The organism is Exiguobacterium sp. s22, from assembly GCF_018617455.1.
Classification (GTDB): Bacteria; Bacillota; Bacilli; order Exiguobacteriales; family Exiguobacteriaceae; genus Exiguobacterium.
The window spans coordinates 1-18,415 of sequence record NZ_JACSKD010000011.1; the positions used below are offsets into that span (position 1 = coordinate 1).

The 18,415-nt window shown below is 50.6% G+C and carries 23 protein-coding genes and 1 pseudogene; 23 read left to right on the forward strand and 1 reads right to left on the reverse strand.

All coding sequences use genetic code 11. The features are described 5' to 3' along the window. The 4 genes and pseudogenes from KNO94_RS13810 to KNO94_RS13825 all read left to right on the forward strand — a co-directional run. A pseudogene (locus KNO94_RS13810) lies at positions 1 to 537 on the forward strand (hypothetical protein); the annotation flags it as partial. After that, positions 534 to 1,328, forward strand: a complete 795-nt coding sequence (locus KNO94_RS13815; RefSeq protein ID WP_214780651.1) for a thymidylate synthase — start codon at positions 534 to 536, stop codon at positions 1,326 to 1,328. The pseudogene KNO94_RS13810 and the gene KNO94_RS13815, both read left to right, overlap by 4 nt. Before the next feature lie 25 nt (positions 1,329 to 1,353). Then, positions 1,354 to 1,800 carry a hypothetical protein gene (locus KNO94_RS13820; protein WP_214780653.1) on the forward strand — a complete coding sequence of 149 codons (447 nt, stop codon included), beginning with the start codon at positions 1,354 to 1,356 and terminating at the stop codon, positions 1,798 to 1,800. Beyond that, positions 1,790 to 2,377: an AAA family ATPase gene (locus tag KNO94_RS13825; RefSeq protein WP_214780655.1), complete on the forward strand. Its 588-nt coding sequence runs from the start codon at positions 1,790 to 1,792 to the stop codon at positions 2,375 to 2,377. Before KNO94_RS13820 ends, KNO94_RS13825 begins: the two co-directional genes overlap by 11 nt. Here KNO94_RS13825 and KNO94_RS13830 read toward each other — a convergent pair. Then, positions 2,352 to 2,759 (reverse strand): hypothetical protein, encoded by a 408-nt coding sequence (locus tag KNO94_RS13830; protein ID WP_214780657.1) that lies wholly within the window; start codon positions 2,757 to 2,759, stop codon positions 2,352 to 2,354. The genes KNO94_RS13825 and KNO94_RS13830 overlap by 26 nt on opposite strands. Positions 2,760 to 2,850: 91 nt before the next feature. Between KNO94_RS13830 and KNO94_RS13835 the strand changes: the two genes are divergently transcribed. The 19 genes from KNO94_RS13835 (at position 2,851) to KNO94_RS13920 (ending at position 18,386) form a co-directional block, all read left to right on the forward strand. After that, complete coding sequence (locus KNO94_RS13835; protein ID WP_214780659.1) at positions 2,851 to 3,204, forward strand: sigma factor-like helix-turn-helix DNA-binding protein; 354 nt, start codon at positions 2,851 to 2,853, stop codon at positions 3,202 to 3,204. Next, positions 3,201 to 3,476, forward strand: coding sequence for a hypothetical protein (locus tag KNO94_RS13840; RefSeq protein WP_214780661.1), 276 nt, complete (start codon positions 3,201 to 3,203; stop codon positions 3,474 to 3,476). Before KNO94_RS13835 ends, KNO94_RS13840 begins: the two co-directional genes overlap by 4 nt. Beyond that, on the forward strand, positions 3,476 to 3,682 hold the full coding sequence (locus KNO94_RS13845) for a hypothetical protein (protein ID WP_214780663.1): 207 nt from the start codon (positions 3,476 to 3,478) through the stop codon (positions 3,680 to 3,682). Before KNO94_RS13840 ends, KNO94_RS13845 begins: the two co-directional genes overlap by 1 nt. A gap of 109 nt (positions 3,683 to 3,791) precedes the next feature. Continuing rightward, complete coding sequence (locus tag KNO94_RS13850; RefSeq protein ID WP_214780822.1) at positions 3,792 to 4,499, forward strand: DNA-methyltransferase; 708 nt, start codon at positions 3,792 to 3,794, stop codon at positions 4,497 to 4,499. Continuing rightward, positions 4,486 to 5,019 carry a hypothetical protein gene (locus tag KNO94_RS13855; protein WP_214780665.1) on the forward strand — a complete coding sequence of 178 codons (534 nt, stop codon included), beginning with the start codon at positions 4,486 to 4,488 and terminating at the stop codon, positions 5,017 to 5,019. The genes KNO94_RS13850 and KNO94_RS13855 overlap by 14 nt, the downstream gene beginning before the upstream one ends. Positions 5,020 to 5,055: 36 nt before the next feature. After that, positions 5,056 to 6,102: a hypothetical protein gene (locus tag KNO94_RS13860; protein ID WP_214780667.1), complete on the forward strand. Its 1,047-nt coding sequence runs from the start codon at positions 5,056 to 5,058 to the stop codon at positions 6,100 to 6,102. A 95-nt stretch (positions 6,103 to 6,197) separates the two neighbouring features. Next, complete coding sequence (locus KNO94_RS13865) at positions 6,198 to 6,395, forward strand: hypothetical protein (RefSeq protein ID WP_214780669.1); 198 nt, start codon at positions 6,198 to 6,200, stop codon at positions 6,393 to 6,395. A 98-nt stretch (positions 6,396 to 6,493) separates the two neighbouring features. Then, a complete protein-coding gene (locus KNO94_RS13870) occupies positions 6,494 to 6,751 on the forward strand; it encodes a hypothetical protein (RefSeq protein ID WP_214780670.1) in 258 nt (85 codons plus the stop codon). 10 nt (positions 6,752 to 6,761) lie between these two features. Then, positions 6,762 to 6,890: a hypothetical protein gene (locus KNO94_RS15385; protein ID WP_285800795.1), complete on the forward strand. Its 129-nt coding sequence runs from the start codon at positions 6,762 to 6,764 to the stop codon at positions 6,888 to 6,890. Between the two features lie 198 nt (positions 6,891 to 7,088). Beyond that, positions 7,089 to 7,532, forward strand: a complete 444-nt coding sequence (locus KNO94_RS13875) for a hypothetical protein (RefSeq protein WP_214780672.1) — start codon at positions 7,089 to 7,091, stop codon at positions 7,530 to 7,532. A gap of 73 nt (positions 7,533 to 7,605) precedes the next feature. After that, positions 7,606 to 8,067 carry a ribonuclease H family protein gene (locus KNO94_RS13880; RefSeq protein WP_285800796.1) on the forward strand — a complete coding sequence of 154 codons (462 nt, stop codon included), beginning with the start codon at positions 7,606 to 7,608 and terminating at the stop codon, positions 8,065 to 8,067. Between the two features lie 13 nt (positions 8,068 to 8,080). Continuing rightward, complete coding sequence (locus tag KNO94_RS13885; RefSeq protein WP_214780674.1) at positions 8,081 to 8,782, forward strand: GIY-YIG nuclease family protein; 702 nt, start codon at positions 8,081 to 8,083, stop codon at positions 8,780 to 8,782. Between the two features lie 223 nt (positions 8,783 to 9,005). Then, a complete protein-coding gene (locus KNO94_RS13890; RefSeq protein ID WP_214780676.1) occupies positions 9,006 to 9,803 on the forward strand; it encodes a replication/maintenance protein RepL in 798 nt (265 codons plus the stop codon). Between the two features lie 59 nt (positions 9,804 to 9,862). Continuing rightward, a complete protein-coding gene (locus tag KNO94_RS13895; RefSeq protein WP_214780678.1) occupies positions 9,863 to 10,183 on the forward strand; it encodes a hypothetical protein in 321 nt (106 codons plus the stop codon). 775 nt (positions 10,184 to 10,958) lie between these two features. Next, a complete protein-coding gene (locus tag KNO94_RS13900) occupies positions 10,959 to 11,339 on the forward strand; it encodes a phBC6A51 family helix-turn-helix protein (RefSeq protein ID WP_214780680.1) in 381 nt (126 codons plus the stop codon). Between the two features lie 1,277 nt (positions 11,340 to 12,616). After that, positions 12,617 to 13,246, forward strand: coding sequence for a hypothetical protein (locus tag KNO94_RS13905; protein WP_214780682.1), 630 nt, complete (start codon positions 12,617 to 12,619; stop codon positions 13,244 to 13,246). Positions 13,247 to 14,100: 854 nt separating this feature from the next. After that, positions 14,101 to 15,837: a phage terminase large subunit gene (terL, locus tag KNO94_RS13910; RefSeq protein ID WP_353047867.1), complete on the forward strand. Its 1,737-nt coding sequence runs from the start codon at positions 14,101 to 14,103 to the stop codon at positions 15,835 to 15,837. A 51-nt stretch (positions 15,838 to 15,888) separates the two neighbouring features. Continuing rightward, positions 15,889 to 17,475 carry a phage portal protein gene (locus KNO94_RS13915; protein ID WP_214780684.1) on the forward strand — a complete coding sequence of 529 codons (1,587 nt, stop codon included), beginning with the start codon at positions 15,889 to 15,891 and terminating at the stop codon, positions 17,473 to 17,475. A 113-nt stretch (positions 17,476 to 17,588) separates the two neighbouring features. Continuing rightward, positions 17,589 to 18,386, forward strand: a complete 798-nt coding sequence (locus tag KNO94_RS13920; RefSeq protein ID WP_214780686.1) for a phage minor capsid protein — start codon at positions 17,589 to 17,591, stop codon at positions 18,384 to 18,386. Positions 18,387 to 18,415: the final 29 nt, after the last annotated feature.

Consider the following 18,415-nt stretch of genomic DNA (forward strand, 5'->3'; position numbering starts at 1 on the left):
GCAATTGCGGATGTGGCGGATTTGTTGGGGCGCGGATATTCGTCAGCGCACACGCCGGAAATAGTGGAGCATGTGGGTACCGTCATCTTATTTAATTTATATGACCGCATTGATTTCTTCATCAACAAAAATAAGCGCGTAGTTGTCGCCAAAGTGTGGATTCACGCATCTAGCGGAACTGCGTCTGACAATTCCTACGCAACCACCGGAATCGCCCGCTGTGCCCCGTCAGACGTATTCAACGAACATGTCGGTAAGGCGATTGCTTTGCGTCGTGCGCTCGGGCTCGAAGTGCCTGCGAAATACTACGAGGTTGGCGGGATTGCGCCGGAAGGTAAGCAGGTAGGAGATGTTATGCTTGGACCGTCTTACGTTGATGACGAGGCTCGGACAAGGACAGTCCAAGAACGTTGGGATGGCGGTAACGCGACAACTGGAAACAATTCAACGTTCGTCCGAAATGCAAAAGTAATCGACGATTCAGCCCGCTATGTGGCGCCGTCTACGCCAGCTGCGAAAGTGGTGTATGTCGATTGAAACAGTATCACAATTTACTTCAACATATTCTTGATCACGGCAAGTACCGTGATGACCGCACAGGTACCGGTACTTACAGCGTGTTTGGCTATCAAATGCGCTTTAACTTGCAAGACGGTTTCCCGTTAGTTACGACGAAGAAACTACACATACCTTCGATATTCCACGAAGTCTTGTGGTACTTACGTGGCGACGGCAACATCAAGTACCTGCTCGATAACAACGTTAAAATATGGTCAGCGTGGAGCGACGAGAATGGCGACTTAGGTCCGGTATATCCCGTCCAGTGGCGTAAATGGCGTGACCACAAAGGAAACGAAATCGACCAAATCGCTAACGTCATCGACGAAATCAAGCGCAACCCAAATAGTCGACGCCTAATGGTCAACGCGTGGAATGTCGGTGACTTACCGGAAATGGCGTTACCTCCGTGCCACTTCGCTTTCCAATTCTACGTCGACGAAGGGAAGTTATCATGTCAGTTGTATCAGCGGTCGGCCGATGCTCTACTCGGAAATCCGTTCAATATTGCTGCATATGCGCTTCTTACCGAGATGATTGCGCATGTTACCGATTTAGAAGTTGGCGAGCTAATCATCTCGTTAGGTGACGCCCACCTCTACGCAGACCACGTTGAACAAGCCAAATTGCAACTGACGCGAGAGCCGTACCCTTTGCCACAATTACGCATTAAGCGCAAAGTGACGGACATTGACGATTTCAAGTACGAAGATTTCGAGGTGGTCGGCTATCAGGCGCACCCACACATTAAGGCGCGAGTTAGCGTTTGAGCGTCTAAACTACGGAGGTAACGTTATGGATATGACACGTTATGAGAAGATTAATGGGCGTGAGGCACTACGGCGGTTGCTAGACGGAGAAGAAGTTTATGCGGAATCTGGCGAAAAGTACAGAATAGACCCCAGCTACGACCGACTCTATTATGTACCGACTCCGATGCACCATGAAAACCTTTCGGTAGTCAACGTTAACGACGTTTTCAGGGACGATTGGTACATCAAAAAACCGTTCGACGTGCGCCAAGCCATGCGCGACAAACCGGACGAATGGGTCGGTGCGTTTAAGAATGACGGCGGCGTCTGGTGCAAAGTCGGGTTCGACTCAAGAAACCACATGGCGATCGAAGTCATCCTCTCGCATATTGGTGCGCCTTTCTTCGAAAGCGTTGGTGCCGGTTATGCGTTATCCGCCGAACTCGACGCCTGCATCCCGCTAGACGAGGTACCCGAAGATGCCCGATAAACAACGCAACCAACCAACAAACCAACCGATACGTATCGCAATCTACGCTCCCATGCGGTCAGGCAAATCCGAAGCCGCACGGTTGTTGGCGGCACATCACGGTTTTGTACGGCGATCATTCGGATGCTTATTGAAAATGTACGCTGAAGCGCTCTTTGGTAGTAGTGATGTCAAGCCCCGCGCGCTGTACCAACATTTCGGTCAGCTTTGCCGTCAAATCGACCCTGACGTCTGGGTACGCCACCTTGCGGACAACATCACAGCTACGTGCCCGGACGACCCGATTGTCATCGACGACCTACGCCAACCGAATGAATACGCATGGGCGCGGGCTAACGGTTTTGTGATTGTCAAAGTAGAGTGTCACGCAGACACACGAAAAGCCCGCCTAGAAGCACTTGGCGAGCCTGTGGATGACGTGTTGTTGACGCATGAGACGGAATCACACTTTGCGGACTTCGAGCCAGACTACGTTATTCCGAATGACGGAGACACCGTTGACTTGCGAGCAAATATCGCCATGCTGATTGCGGACATCGAGTCCAAGCGCCTCACCGAATCAGACGGAAATACGTAATCGCTTCGCCAGCATCGTCAAAGGCGTCAACACCGTCGTCACGGTTGAATCGCGCAGGCCAATTAGTCACGCCGTATGACAGTAGCTTGTCGTGAATGGCGATGGCTAGCGAGTAATTGCGTGAATCAATCTTGCGGTCGGTAGCGCTAGTGGCGACAGTTGCGCCCAACTTGCGGATACCTAAATAGATGTCACCGGTCGTTTCATCGCGATCAAGCGAGGCTTGGAAGATGGCGCCGGTAGTTAAGCCGAATTCGTCTTGTGCGCGTTTTAAGAACATGAGACGGCGGTTTTTGTCAATCGCAACGTAGTGTTTGCCGTGTCCTCGCTGTTCTGCGAGAGGTTCGAATTTCGGGCGAAATTGAGCTGTGGTGCGTGGCATTGGCGGCACTCCTTCACATATAAGTTGTTTGGCGCAAATAGCGCGATTACACGTAATTTGACTATAACATAGAAGAAAGTAGGTGTCACGCTTGTCGACACTGATTACGCTAGATACGCAAAAGGCGGTAAAACGCCTGCTTAACGAAATCCCCAAGCTCCGCCAGATGGCGGAGGACGGCGACATCGACGCCACCACACTCATGCTCGACATCAATCGTGTGCTAGAAAACGCCAAGTTGACGGAACGACAGCGCCAAGTCATCGACTTGCGGTACGTGGACGGGCTGACGCTTGCTGACGTAGGGGCTGCGCTTGGCGTGGCTCCGCAGGTGGCGCACATCAACGAAGGTCGGGCGCTCAATGCGTTGGTGCGGGAGTTTAAGAGAATGGCGGAGGATGGCGACCACTCGTTTGTGGCGCGCAGAAAGGACGTGGACGCATGATCACGGTACAAACAAATATCGTAGTTGATGAAAAGCTGGTCGAGCGCCTGCTTGGCGCCAACGGTTACGCCACTGACGCTGACACGGTTAAGGAGCTTGCGAGTGCATACGTCGACTGCAAGGTGGCGGAGTATTTTGACATGTCGCTAATCGAGCCGGAGTTGTTGTTGCAACTGGCGCACGACTTGGACTTGTTGCAAGCGGAGATGGCGGAGACTGACGCAGAGTTGCGCCGGGACTTCGGTGACGCAGAAATCGGAGGTATGCGCTGATGAAGATTGTCGCAGAAACGGTAATTGCGGACACGACTCACCACGAGTTGGTTGTCGCATTGACGGCGTTAGGCTTCGTAGCTTCCGAACCGTCCGCTAAAACCAGTTGGCGCGGTGACGCGCTTATCGTAGAACAAACATTCACGATGGAAGGCGCCAGTTTGACGCTAACGCTCGACACCAACGAACCTACACCGGTAGTATGACGCAAATTACGCCAATAAACGCAGTTGACATAACACAAAAATTGACGGAGGTAGACGCCATTTGAATGAATTACTAAATCAGGTGTTTAACGAAGATTGTTTGGAAGGTATGAAGCGCATCCCGGACAAGTCGGTAGATATGATTCTGTGCGATTTGCCTTATGGGACCACGCGCAATAAGTGGGACTCGATCATTCCTTTGGACAAACTATGGGAACAGTATGCACGTGTAATTAAAGACAACGGGGCTATTGTGCTAACAGCTCAAACACCGTTTGACAAAGTGTTAGGGGCCAGCAACCTAAAGCTACTTAGATATGAGTGGGTATGGCAGAAAGATGCGGGTACAGGATTTTTAAACGCTAAAAAGATGCCACTAAAGGACCACGAGAATATTTTGGTCTTTTATAAAAAACCACCTAATTATTTTCCTCAGATGCGGACGGGGTTTAAAGCATACAAAACAAAAAAGGGGCATCACGGAACTAACTACGGTAATGACAGCGGTGCTGTAACAGAATCAAATGGGGAACGGTACCCGCTAACAGTACTTAGTTTTTGTAGAGATAAACAAAAGTTACACCCAACCCAAAAGCCAGTCGCACTATTTGAGTATCTAATCAAGACTTATACGAACGAGGGTGACGTCGTATTAGACAACTGCATGGGCAGCGGTACAACCGCCATTGCGTGCCTCAATACCAATCGCAATTACATCGGTTTTGAACTCGATGAAACGTACCACACATTACTCACGGAACGAATCAATGCGCATATTACGCAAAATACGGAGGTAGACGCCATTGAGCCAATTTGACGATGATTTGACGGTAGGCGAGACGGCAGAAGCGTGGGCACGCATCAATACGGAAGCCGCCGCCATCTTACAAGCCACGCGAGCTGGCGAGTTGTCACGCCCTGACCGCCTGAACCGCCTGCACACGCTATGCCAAGACCTCGCACTATACCGCCACCTTGCGGGATATGACGCACTGATCGAGCGCTTGACCAATTCCGTTTTTCACGAAGAGTTTACGTCCACATACCGCGACAAGGCGAATGATGAATACCCGATACATTCACCAAGACAGCTAGAGACGCGCGAACGGGAACTTTCACCGCTAGACGACAAGGCACCGTATGACACGCGTGGTGTCGCCCATTGGCCGTCGACACGCAGACCACGCACAGTCTACGAGATGACGTTGCTCGACCGGCAGGCGCAGAAGCGGAACAAGGCGCGATGCAAGGTGTACCGCGACTTTGTGAACGGCAAGGCGGACGTGGCGGTGTGGCGCAAGTTTACGATTACTGACGACACTGGCGGCGGGTTATGACACCTACCGCCTTTATTTCGATATAGGAGGGCTAATTTGAAAAATCACATCATATTCTTTAGTGGCGGTAAGTCTTCATTCTCGGTTGCTGATTGGGTCAAAACTAAGTACCCGGAGGATAACATTGTGTTGTATTTCACTGATACAAAGTGGGAAGATGACGACCTGTACCGCTTTATCAATGAAGCGTCAGATGCGCTTGAATTGCCTATGTTGACACATGCGGAAGGGTTAAATCCCATTGAGTTGATGTTCGAGAAGAAGTTGGTGTTCAACTCACGTATCGGGGATTGTTCTAAGGTTTTGAAGATGCGAGTGGCTCGCCAGTTCCTCAAAAAAGGTATTGAGCCAGAAATTGTCGAGTGGCGTAACAAGCAATACTTGAAGTCGGATGATTTTGTGACGGACGCTACGTTGTACTTCGGTATCGGCTGGGAAGAAATGCACCGAGAAGGCCCAATCCGCAAAAACTGGAAACCGTTTGAAGTCGTGATGCCTATGATTGAAGAGGTAATTGATAATGCTGAGATATTAAAGAAGTATGGCTTAACAGAGCCACGTCTGTATAAGATGGGCTTCGCTCATAACAACTGTATGGGCAGATGTGTAAAGGCAGGTATGGGTCACCATCGTAATTTACGTGAACAGATGCCTGAAGTATTCAAAGAACTGATGGAGCAAGAGCACCATCTTAAAGTTTGTGTAGATGCCTTCAGGTATATCAAGAAGATTCCTGACGATGAAATTGACGAAGAGTACCGCGATTTCTTGTATCGTCAATTGGATGATGCTTATCGAGACTATTTCTACGGGCGCGCTAAAAAACCTAAAGTTTACGTATCTCCAGCGCTTACTATGGAAAAAGGTTTGATTGAATTTACAACATACAGCTTTATGAAGCGATCCAGAAAAGGAGTTACAAAACCATTTCCACTTCGAGACTTAAACCGAGAGATACAACAAGAATCGAACCAAATCGACATTCATGATGTGGGTGGTTGTGGTTGTTTTGTTGAATTTGACGAGAATGAAAACGACGACGAACCTGCTGAAGCTGCGTCTTGTAAAATAAATACAAATTGACTGTTGACATTATCAACACCCAGCAGTAAAGTATAGTCAAGGGTTACGTAATTTGCGTAATAAGCGTAATCCTACTATAAACGGAGGTGTACGGAATGACGCAAACTATCGAAGTATCGTACGACAAATGCCAGTCAGTCAATGCAGTACTCGCTTTACTCGGACACAAGGAACCGAGCTTAATCGACCATCGCTACGGAACTCAACGCTATCTGACGCAAACTGGCGAGATGGTCGACATCTTCGACGATTTTGAAGAGGCGGTATACGCGGTAAGTATCTACACAAAATAAAAAGCCGCATGGCAGGCGCCACACGACTCGTAATTCGACACTATGAGTGTACCACAACACTGGCGCCATGTCACGCAGCCCTACGGAGGTTTTCGGACATGCAAATCAAACGAATGTTGACGTTAGGTGCCGGCATACTGATGGCTTACGCGCTCGTCGGTAAGTCAGCGCACCTTAGCGCAGAGTGGTGGTTATGGTGGAGCGTGATGGTGACGCTGGTTGTCGCCTTCATCGCTACTACGGAGATTGACGGGGAGGAAACGGAATTTGAAGCAGCAGACGGAGCAGAGCACGCAGGCACACGCAAGGACGACTTACTACACGATCACGGAGCTAGCCGACGAGTTGGCGCTTGATAGACGTGTGGTGGCGGTATGGTACAAACGCGACAATGGGCGCTTGTTGACGCCGGTTGCGCAGACTGCGACAGGACGGCCACTATGGAGTGTGGCGCAGGTTAGTGAGATGCAGGCGGAGTTTGGCGCCGATAAATGATAAATTTTATAGGGGAGTGGAGAAGATGTTTTCGAGATTGTTTTCTTACGATTTTTATGAAAAGCGAAGACAAGAAAGAGAACGGAAGAAAAAGAAAGAACTTCACAGGAAAATTCAGGCGACTAAGAAAAACGTGAGTTCAAGAAAACGAGTCCAATAAAATTATGATTTTACCGACAATCAAACGGAGGTATGCGCATGTACACGTTACAAATCGCACTCAAGAACGGCAAGCTACGCAACACCGCGCCAATGCCCGTCGCACAGGCGTTCGAACTACGCCACCAGCTGATTAGTGGCAAGGTGGCGCAAATCCCCGGAATCGGGCGCATCAACGGCGAATGGGTCGCTGGTGTGACGGTGTTGGCCGCAGGTATGGACGCAGACACGCTATTGAACACTGATCAAGCGGCAGGATGTATGAGGGCGGAACCTTACGTACATTACCGGTTGCTGGGCGCGGGCGACTCGGCAACCTACCAGTACAGCGAAATGACGCAGGGTTACGAGGCTTGCGTGAGAGGGAGTTGGCGGCCTGCGGTGTTGCCTTTGGGCGCGTGGGTTCGCGTAGGTGGCGACAGTTTGGCGTTCTTGGTCGCTGGTGACGGTGACAGCGAAGCGTGGGCGGGATTGGCTGTATAAGGATGTGGGCGGGCGCTGGCGAAAGTTGGCGCCTTAATCTTAAACGTGAGGTGACGTAATAATGTATAATTCAATGCAAAAACCGTATGTAGCGCGATGTGACGCGTCAGTGAAGGGTAACGACTCAGTGTTGTCTAACGTGATCGTGACGCCAAATAATCGGCTACTGTTTCGTACGACATCAACGCAAATAAACGATAACAGCGCAAAAGCAGAACTTGATGCACTGTATGCCCTAATTTGGAACGCTAGACGCTACCATATCGTCAATCTACGGGTGGTTAGCGATTGTAAGTCGGTGGTTGACGTGATTAACAGCGGTAAAGAGTTTAGCGGACCGAACGCAAAGTTTTTAAACAAGACATTACGCAAATTACGCAAAATGCTCAAAGAATTTAACAAATGTGTCATCACGCATAAGAAGCGCGAGCATAATGTATACGCCGACTCATTGTGCAGGATGCGTCGACAGCAGATTGTATTCAAAAAGAACGGTGGCCGTGTGAATTTGCGTGAGGCTGCGCCAGTCGAATAAGGGAGGAATTAGTTTGTTTTATGTATACCGGTTCTTGAATAGCGAATTTGAGGTTATATATGTAGGTAGAACAACAAGTTTGGATAGTCGGATAAATTCACATTTCAGTAAATCTGGACACTTACCTCAGTCCTGTTATGAGGAAACAACGCGTGTAGACTATATAGAGTTACCAAGTCGCGCTGACATGAATATTGTGGAATTGTACTTCATTAGCAAATACCGACCTGCGTACAATACAAAAGACAATTGCAGTGATACGTCTGTAGAGTTAAATGAACTGAAGTATGCGTGGGTTAAATACGAAAAGAAAAATAAAGGACACCAAAAAGAAGGTGTAACTAAAAATGAAAAACAAAAGTATGAAAAAGATATTAAACGCCTTGAAAATGAATTAAAAGATGTGAAATTTAGGTTTAACCACGTCAGCAGAGAACATAGGGTGGAGCTAGCTAGATCAGTAGACTATAAACAACAGATTTCTCAGCTTCAAGCACTTGTACTAGAAGCAACGTCTAAAGTTGAAAGAAATAATCAGGATTTAGAGCACGTGGCGGAACGCACTGCGAAACTACTCGATTCTCTTGAAGCGAAAATCTTGAAAAAGGACGATGATTTAGAAAAAGCAATACATTGGGCTAATCATTGGAAAGAAAAATATCAAGACTTAGAAGACGAGATAAAGAAAAAGAAGTCGTTTTTGAGAGTGATTTAATTATAAATGGCGCCGTCGTGCGCCTTTTTTGCGTGACTTACCGCCACTTTCCGACAAATCTCGACACTTGTCGAACGAAAGTTATCCACAAATTTCGCAAAAACCTGCTAATTTCGCCCTAAAACCGCCTATATACTATGTCGAGTGTAATTTGTCGACAAAATACGGTACGGGAGTGTTGTTTTTGACGGTAGATATTAGTCAGGCGAGAACAAGGCGGTACGTGGCGGTCGACCGAGAGACCGGAGAGTTGTTAGAGGACGCAAGCATACGGACGCCTTCGCAAGTAGCGGCCTTTCGGAACCGCATCAATCGTGATTTAGGTTACGACAGTCAGCGGTTGTTTGTCGTCACATTCCACAAGGCGCTGATCACGGTACTGCGGAAGATGACGCTAACACAAGCTGGCGTCATCATGCGCTTGTTGCCGCACATCAAGCACAAGGAAAGCGGTCGTATCGACTTGTCTGCCGCTGAAATCGCGGAGACGGTCGGTAAGTCCCGCAAACACTCGGATGACGCGTTAAATGCGTTGTGTGAGCTGGGTGTGCTGCGCAAGGAGCGGATTTCCGGTAGGGTGGCATACTTTGCGGAGCCAGCGTTCCATACGCACGGTGTGACGGTGCCTACGCGCAAGAAATTCACCAAGACGTACAAGGACGGTGTGTCGACGCTAATGGCGGACGTGCCGCTGGAAACCGCAGGATTCGTGTACAAGCTGCAACCGTTCGTCCATAAGGACCTGTGCTTCATCAGCAAGCATGCGGACGTGGACGTAGAGGGCGGTAACTACGACATCGGTATCATGACGGTGGCTGAGATGTCTGACGCAATCGGCGTGGACGTGAGCACCGTTAAACGCCACCTACGCGAGTGCCGTAAAGCGGGCGTGATGATACGCATGACGACGCTGAATCGCGAGGGATACGTGGTGCACCCGGACTTGTTACTGCGGCAGGACCACCGGAATCGGCGTGTGCAGACGATACGTGACATTTTCGGTACGTTGGACGGAGAGTGACAGCAAGTGACGGACGGGCGTCGTATTGGCGCCTGTCAAATTAAAACGGAGGTGGGCTTATGCCACAAAAATTTGAGTTAAAGACCGAGTGCGGACGCAAATTGCCGGTACAACTGGCGCAAGAGAGTTTTATCGCGGAAGACGGTGATCACGTGCATATATTTAAAGCGAAGAACGGGCGCCGAGTAACGTTCAAGTGTGAGGTAGCGACATCTATGCTCTTCACGCAAATGTTAGTTTCCGGTTCGCTGCTCATTGACGGCGAGTTTGTCGCGCCGCTCACTAGCTTCAAATGGGACAAAGAAAACGGCGTTACGTCATTATGGTACACGTTACAAGGCGACAATCACCGGTCGGTTTACGATATGCTGACGGCATAAAAAGATTCTGTTTGTGGGCGGGGAGTGATTATTTCCCGTCTATTTTTATTACCGACAACACGTAAAATATATTTTAAACGTGAAATGACGTATAATTGGTAAATCTTGTGGGGGGCATAAACGACTAAAGGTACGGGGTTTAGGGGTTCATAAACGACTAAACGCAACATTTCACAAACTCCTATAAATGGCTTATTATCAACGTTTATAGCGTCATCGACCACCATCTACCTTCTAGTTCTGTGCATACTGCCGGCACCAACACATTAATCGCTACCAATAAAAGGAAACACCATCACGCCACCTTCGGAAATAATACGGTAGTTGACGCCATTGTGTCGGTAGGATGCAGAGGGTTGCGGGTGGTGGCGGTAAAGTGACTAAACGCTTCCTATTATATAGTCGCACAGGAAGTGAAACGACTGTGCTAGGTTTTAAGTGTTTGATAACGCCAGTAACGTTACATATGTCAGTACCGACAGTTAACCGGTGATACGTAGATCACGGTAACTAACGCTATACAAGAGCGCGCCCGAACTTTATTAGCGTTACAAACACCTACCGACTGACGTCGGGTTGCCAGCAAAGCTGGGCAACAATAGCGATTAACTACTTTAATTTTTCGTTGTGTATGATTTAGGTACCGTATATGCTGCCTATATATGCGGAAAACTGCGGTATTTCAGATACCGTAGTTTGAACGAAAGTTGACGGTAAGCCAACGCCAGTTGGCGCTAGTCAGCGTATAAGCGATTATGACGGAGGTGAGCGTAACATGGCGTTGAAACCGGAGCAATATATAGCGATCAAGTATTTGGCGCAACCTAAGCAGGGTGGCCTGACATACGACCAAATAGCGGAGCGTTGCGGAGTACATCGCAGTACCGTGTTTGAATGGAAACGCAAGCCCGAGTTTGAAGCGGAACTCAAGGCAGAGATTGTCCGCAGTACACACGACAAACTACCGGAACTTATGGCGTCTATGGCGGAGTTTGCGATTAATGACGGTAATGCTGCGATGGCCAAGCTGGTACTCGAAGCTAACCGCATGTTGACGAAGCAGACGGAGGTTACGGTGGATAGTGGCAAGGCGGTCAGTACCGAAGAGTTACAGGAGCGCTTGAAGGCGTTGAAGGGTGACAGCAAACGGCAATAGGCGGAACAGTCGCCTTGAGTGCGGTAGGTGGCGGGGCTATAATAGAAGCGTATGGGTAGCGGATGTTGGCGGGGATGGCGATTGATTCCGACTCACAGTCCGCAGAGCGCTTCTACCGGAGACCCGCCTATTATTTTTAGAAACAATCCGCCACACTGATCATGCCGGAGTATGCCCGTCATTTATGCACCTTCTTATACACCGGTGCCGCACCGTAGATAATTCCACGACCGTACCTCTCGACACACGGTATTATCACGGCAATACACGCAATAATGGCGTGGTTGAGCCATTTACACTGATTGTATACACAAAAGCACGACGCTGCATAACATACATATAACACTGGCAACTACGGTGAGTGGCTCAACAGAGCCGTTTGTCACACATACAACGGTTGACATAACCAATATTATCCGTAAAAGTACGGACGATTGTGGTGCTTCAATTGCATATAGTTGAATAACATATACAACGACAATTCACGACAGTATTACGCAAATGGCGCAGTGGTACGGTGATACGCGGACACTTTTCGCAAATCCCCCATCCACCGCCTGCTACGGCCCGTTAGTTGAGCCGACAGACTTGCGCGCACCAAAAATCATGTTTGACTTTAAGGAGGCGATTCAATGACTGAGACGGAAATTATCGCGGAAGTATCCCGACTTTTGCGCAAGGCACCTAATACCCGCGTTGCCGACATGCCCCACGTTATTCGACGCTACTTTAAGCACCACTCATACCGTGCCTTACGCGAACGTCTCGGATACCCACGCAATATAGACCGGGATACTTCGGAACATGACGAGAACTACCGCCGAGCAATCGCGGAGTTTCGAGAATTATATGATAGTGGCGGGTTTACTTCCGGGGCGCAGTTACGTCGGGAAAACCCGAAACTTTACAGTACCTTAACTAGTCGTTCAGGCGGGATAAACGCCGTGTTGGCTGTGTTAGGAATTACGCCAAACCGCCCGACACCGACAAACTTCGCTGACCCTGATCAGGTAGTAAGTCGAATACGCCACCTACACAAATGTCGCGGAGCGTATGACGTTATCCTGAAAGAAGCGGCCGCGAGGCACTTCGGTAGTTTCGAAAACGCAACGAAGGTTGCCGGGGTCAAATATAGACCGCCGAACAGCCGCGTTCACCAAGAAAACATCGAATACCACCGGTTAGTGGCGCTAATCAACCGTTCGGTAAACAGCTTTACCGGCGATAGGTACACAAAAGATATTTTCTTGCGGGAGTTCCCGCAATATGCCGCGTCTATGAAAAAGTATTGCATTAACGATATCTTTTCGGATGCAGGCTATCACCCGTACGACAAACCAAAAGTCGCTGTCGGATGGAATAGAAACAACTTAATACGTTTCGCACTGCATATAATAACAAATGGCGAACCTTTGAACTATACGAACGTCGTAGGTAAGTACCGTGGTGCGGTCAATGCCGCTAGGGAGTTATTTGGCGGATGGGGCAATTTACTGACGGAGTGTGGAGTCAACTACGATGAAGTTCTCGTTGATACAAACAAGGCGTCTTATGCTGGGAGATTATTTGAGGACGCGGTCAGCGAAATCTTGGCTGACTTACGCTTATCATTTCTACGCGAGCCAGAACTTAACGGTTGCCACCCTGATTTCGTTCTCGATGACGGTACGTGGATTGACGCAAAACTGTCGGCATGGACAGTAAACCTACAAGACTGTGGCACTGTTGCGAAGTACTCACCACATACCGATCGCCTACTAATTGTGTATTTGCGTGGCGGACGAGAATACCGCCAAGTCGCAGACGCGCTGCTTGTACCAGTTTGGTACCTCATCCGACAATTGCCGGAAGGTTTACGTGACAAGCATGTGAGGAATTTGACTGAGATTGAGGTGATACTTGATTGACCCAAGCGCCACTTTTCGGCACAAGCGTCAACCGGCGCACAAAATCCGCCAAATCAAAAATAGTTTCCGACTTTTTGGCGCCAAACCTGCGAATTACGGATTTGAGACGGTTACTTATTGTGTAAGACGCAGAGGACGGAACAGGCAGCCGTCACGCCAACTTACGTTGGTCTTCGAAGAGATGTGGATTGCCGCCCACCTGCGTTTGCTTGGAGTCTCGCTGCCACTAAGTGCGAACGATAAAATATTGAGGGTGGCTTCGGTTAACCCGTGCCTTTAGTGGCGTAAATTCGGCAGTATATGAGCGTGATGGGCGGTTAGCTTCCGCCAGCCAAATGAGATGACCGGTCAGGCTCGCTACCTGACGAAAAAGCCGCAGCTGCGCGTAGCTTGCGGGGCGGTACTTTCGGTTTCGAGCGCCATACATGTAACACCGTGGAAACCCTAGCGGTGGCCTACCGTCGACGCGATATAGCCCGCCCCATCGCGAGTTTTGTCGTCGTTTCCGGAGGTTACAGGTACAGCACGCACGGCGATGGTTGTCGTGCGTTTATCATGCCGATTAGTCGGCACCAAAAGGCGAAAGCCCGTCCGCGACATGACGTTAAACTGGCCGAGAGGAAACGCGCTCAAAAAAGTCCCAGAGCGTGGCTTGCCCGGGAATCATTTCTCGGCGCAAGTTAAGTGGCCCTGTATTTGACATGAACCCGCCACGCCTCTGCGAAAGCACGCGGACCACGGCGGGTCTTTTATTTGCTCGCAAGCAGGCGGTACTGAATCGCCTACACTGGCGCCACAAGCTATGGGCGCCGGTTAATACATACCAATTACTACTCTACGGGAGGTGGCGCCGAGTGGCGTGGATTGACGGCAAATGGCTCGGTCGCGCTGACCGGCAGAAACGGATTGACGCGTTGGCTGACGTCTTAGAGGCGGCGGCTGACGGGGTTGACGTAGGTTACGAGGCTGACGAATTGTTGGCGTTATTGGACGAGTTGGACAAACTGAAGCGCGTACATCGCGCCGAAGTGGACCAACTCTTTTTCAATTACGAATATTTCGGTGAGGACGCCAACCCCGGCAATCCCGGTAACTGGATTCCTGCGGGGGCAGTCGCTCCGCCGTTTCACCACGAACTGTGCGACATCTTGAACACGATCAGCAACGAAGAGTTGAACAAGAAGCTCGCCGCCGCTGCCCCACGTTCCCACGCCAAGTCTTCGTATTTGTCGAAGGGCAAGCCGACGCACGAAATCGTGTTCCGCAAGCGCAAATACATCATTATCATCTCGGAAACACCGGATGTCGCCAAAGGGAACATCGAGTGGATTTCGTTACAACTCAAGTACAACGATAAACTCCGCAACGACTTCGGCCCGCTGCTTGATGAAAAACAACAGCTCAATCCGCGCGATAATTCTATGGAGTTCATTGCTTGGGAACCGCTCGACAACGGACGCCAGCGCCAACTCTCTCTAGTGCAGGCTGCATCTTCAGGGCAAGCGCTCCGTGGACGTAACTGGAACGGTAACCGGCCGGACTTGATTGTCTGTGATGACGTCGACTCCGAGAAGAACAACAACACGGAACAACTACGGACGGAATTGAAAGAATGGTTCCGCAAGGTCGTCATTCCGCTCGGTGATCCGGAAGGCAAGAAGACGGCCATCGTATTCATGGGCACGACCGTCCACGCCGAAAGTTTGCTGATCGAGATTATGAAGAATCGTAGTGACTTCGAGGCCATCAAATACAAGGCGCTCATCTCCCCGCCAAAGCGCGCGGATTTATGGGAAGAGTGCCGCAAGCTGTACCAAAACCGCGAGGACAAGGGCAGCGCCCGCAACGCCGAGCTATTTTACGTGGCGCACAAAGCGGAAATGGACGAGGGCGCCGAAGTATTGTGGCCCGATGTTCAGCCGCTATACAAGCTGATGGCGTGGAAGTGGGACAACGGCAGCAAGGCGTTCAGTACCGAGTATCAGAACGAACCGATTGACTCGGAAAGCGCAATCTTCGACCTCGACGCGTACCAGTATTGGGACACCGACGGGAAACGCTTGGACGACTTCAAATCGCGCCAGTACGAAATCTTTATGGGCGTCGATATGGCGTTCGGTAAGAAAAAGGGCGACTATTCCGCTATCGCCGTCATTGCGAAACACAAGGAGACGGCGCTGGAGTACGTTGTCGAATCGTGGGGCGCAAGGCTCGGTATTGATCAATTCATGACGAAAATCATTTCGGTAGCTGACGAATGGCAACCGGACGGTATCGCAGCAGAGGCGGTGCAGGGTCAGGACTACATCGTCGACCAGCTGAAAGAGCGTATGTTCCGTGAGATTGGCTACCCGCCGTCTCGCGTTGACAAATACTTACCGCGCGGTGACAAGTTGTTGCGGATTGAGGCGATGGAACCGGACTTAGCGGTCGGCAAGCTGATTTTGGCGCGCAGACACTCGCTGTTACTCGAACAAATGGAACGTTTCGGCAGTAACGCACACGACGATTTGCCCGATGCGGTACATATCGCTCGGACTTTGACGAAGAAGCGCCGTGCGCGAGTCCGCGACAAACCGCGCGCTTTTTAACATGCCAATACAGTAATTGAAATAACAACTAACGGTAAAGGAGGTGGTGGCGTGATCATTGACAGATTCGCGAAAGGGACGCAATTCCCGCACCCTAACGACATCGGTCGTATCGCTGAATATACGTACAACGAACAAATATTTGACGGGAAACACGGTGAGACGTATGACCGGATTGCCAGTCTATTACGTGAGACCGGAAACCCGCAACAGTCGCAGCTGGAGAAGCTATACATCGCAATCAACTTGTCGCAAATCTTGTGTTTGAAACCCGCCGACCTCATGTTTGGCGAGCCACCGATTTATTCGACAGACAAACCTGACGCTGACCCCGCTCAAAAGGGCTTACAGCGCGTGGTGTTGGAAAACGATTTGACGACGGCCGGCCATTCATTCGTGACTGCGCTCGGTTATCGCGGTGACGGTTGGTTGCGTGTCCGATTGGACCAACGCCACGACACGTCAGGCATTGCAGAGTTGGGCTTAACACCACCGCCGCAGACGCTTGAACCGCTGATTGAATCAATCAACCCCGCCAACGTGTTCCCGGAAGTGACGGAGACCGGCGGCAAGAAGCAGTTCAAAGCAATCAACGTCTGCTGGGTCGAAGTGATTCCCGGCAACAAAATCATTAAAACGCAGGAACGCTATGTGTTGCATGTCGAGCGCCACTTACCGGGGTACATCGTCTATCGCGACTTCGAGTTGGTGTCGCCTGCAACGGTGACAGCGGACAACGGCGTCATCATCAACACATACTACATCGGCAATGAAATCCCGCTCGCCAACAACGTCATCTCGACGGGCGTGAGCGACTTCTTGATCAAGCACGTACCTTATGTGGCGCGTGACGATGATTGGCAGGGCAGTTCGCTGATTTCTCAAATCAACCCATTACTTGCGACAATTAACGACACCATCTCGCAAATCAGCTATGTGCTCGCAAAACACGCTGACCCGAACATGTACGGACCCGACTTAGGTGGCGACCGTGTGGCATTAGGCGGCAAGTATATCGAGGTCGGCAAGGACGATGTGGCGCCGAACTACATGACGTGGAACGCGCACCTCGACCTCAACTTCAAGCTGATTGACAAGTTGTTGGCGATGGTGTTCCAAATGGCGGAAATCCCGCAATGGGTGTTCGGTACGACGATCACGCAGGACGGCGGTGGCACAGGGACGTCACACACGGACTCCAGCGCAATCAAGGCGCGATTCTTCCCGCTATTGTCGAAGGTCAACCGCATCCGCAACAACGTCGACAAGGCGCTGCGTGACACGCTATACAACGCCCAGCTGCTCGAACAACAGCAGGCTCGCGCTTTAGGCGTCGACCAATATGAGGTGCCGTACCCTACGATTTTGTGGCGTGACGGATTACCACGCGACGAGAAGTATGACGCAGAGGTCGCCGGACTACGTACTGGCGGTAAGCCGACGCTCGACCAACTCGGCGCAATCAAGTATTTGGATGGCGTGAACGACGAGCAGGCGCAGAAAATCATTGACGCCATCGGCGGTGATGACGAGCGTATCAACGGTTCTGTTGACGCAAGCATATTTAACGCGCCTGACTTGGTTGACAATAACGCATTTGACGCAATTGACGATGAGGTTACGGAAGGTGACGGCTGATGGCGACGTTAAAACCGTACCCTCAACCGGATTACGATTATAACGCCAAGCAATTGGTCGAAATCTACCGCAACGCACGCAAGGAAATCCAACGCCAACTCGACGACTTCCTGTTGAGCGAGGATTTCACTTCGGCAGCGGTAGCGCAAGCACGCTTACAGGCGGTCGAGCGGATATTGTCGGAACTTGGCCGTGTCGCTTCGGAAAAGGCGACCCAAGCCGTAACCTCTTCGTATCTGTCCGGCATCGAATCCGCTCAACACGCAATCGGCGTCACGATCAACGCTGTATTGACCACACCGCACAAGCGCATGGTCGCGGCACTGGTCGCTGACACACAAAACGACATCCTCGCCACCAACGCATACATCGACAAACAGATCAAACGGGCGGTGCGTGAGGCGATGTCCGAAGGTATCCGCGCCACACTCGGTAGCGGCGACAACAACGCCAAGCAAATCAAGGCGGACGTATTGCGCCGACTACGCAAAAAGCTGGGGGATGCGGCAAACACCGCACTCACCGATAGCAAAGGACGGCGCTGGGACGTCGACCGGTATATCGACATGCTTGTCTTTACGAAGCAAAAGGGCGCGCATATGGAGGCGTCACGTGTCGAGGCGGTAGAGCGCGGTGTCGAGTACGGCGTGATTATCGGGCCACCAGCTAAAGACGCTTGCCGGTATCACATCGGCAGAATCGTAAGGATGACGGAGGCAGGCGACACACAATACATGACGCTGGATGAACTACGCGGGAGCGGTCAAATCTTCCACCCGAAATGCCGTCACAGTGTCGTCCCATATGCTGACCCGACGCAACTCTCGCCAACCCGTCAACAGACGGCAGAATCGCAAGAAAAAGCGGGACGCCAAGCGCTCGCAACAGGTAAACGTAACCCAACGCTATAAGCAATGGTCCGCTACGGCACATGACGTTA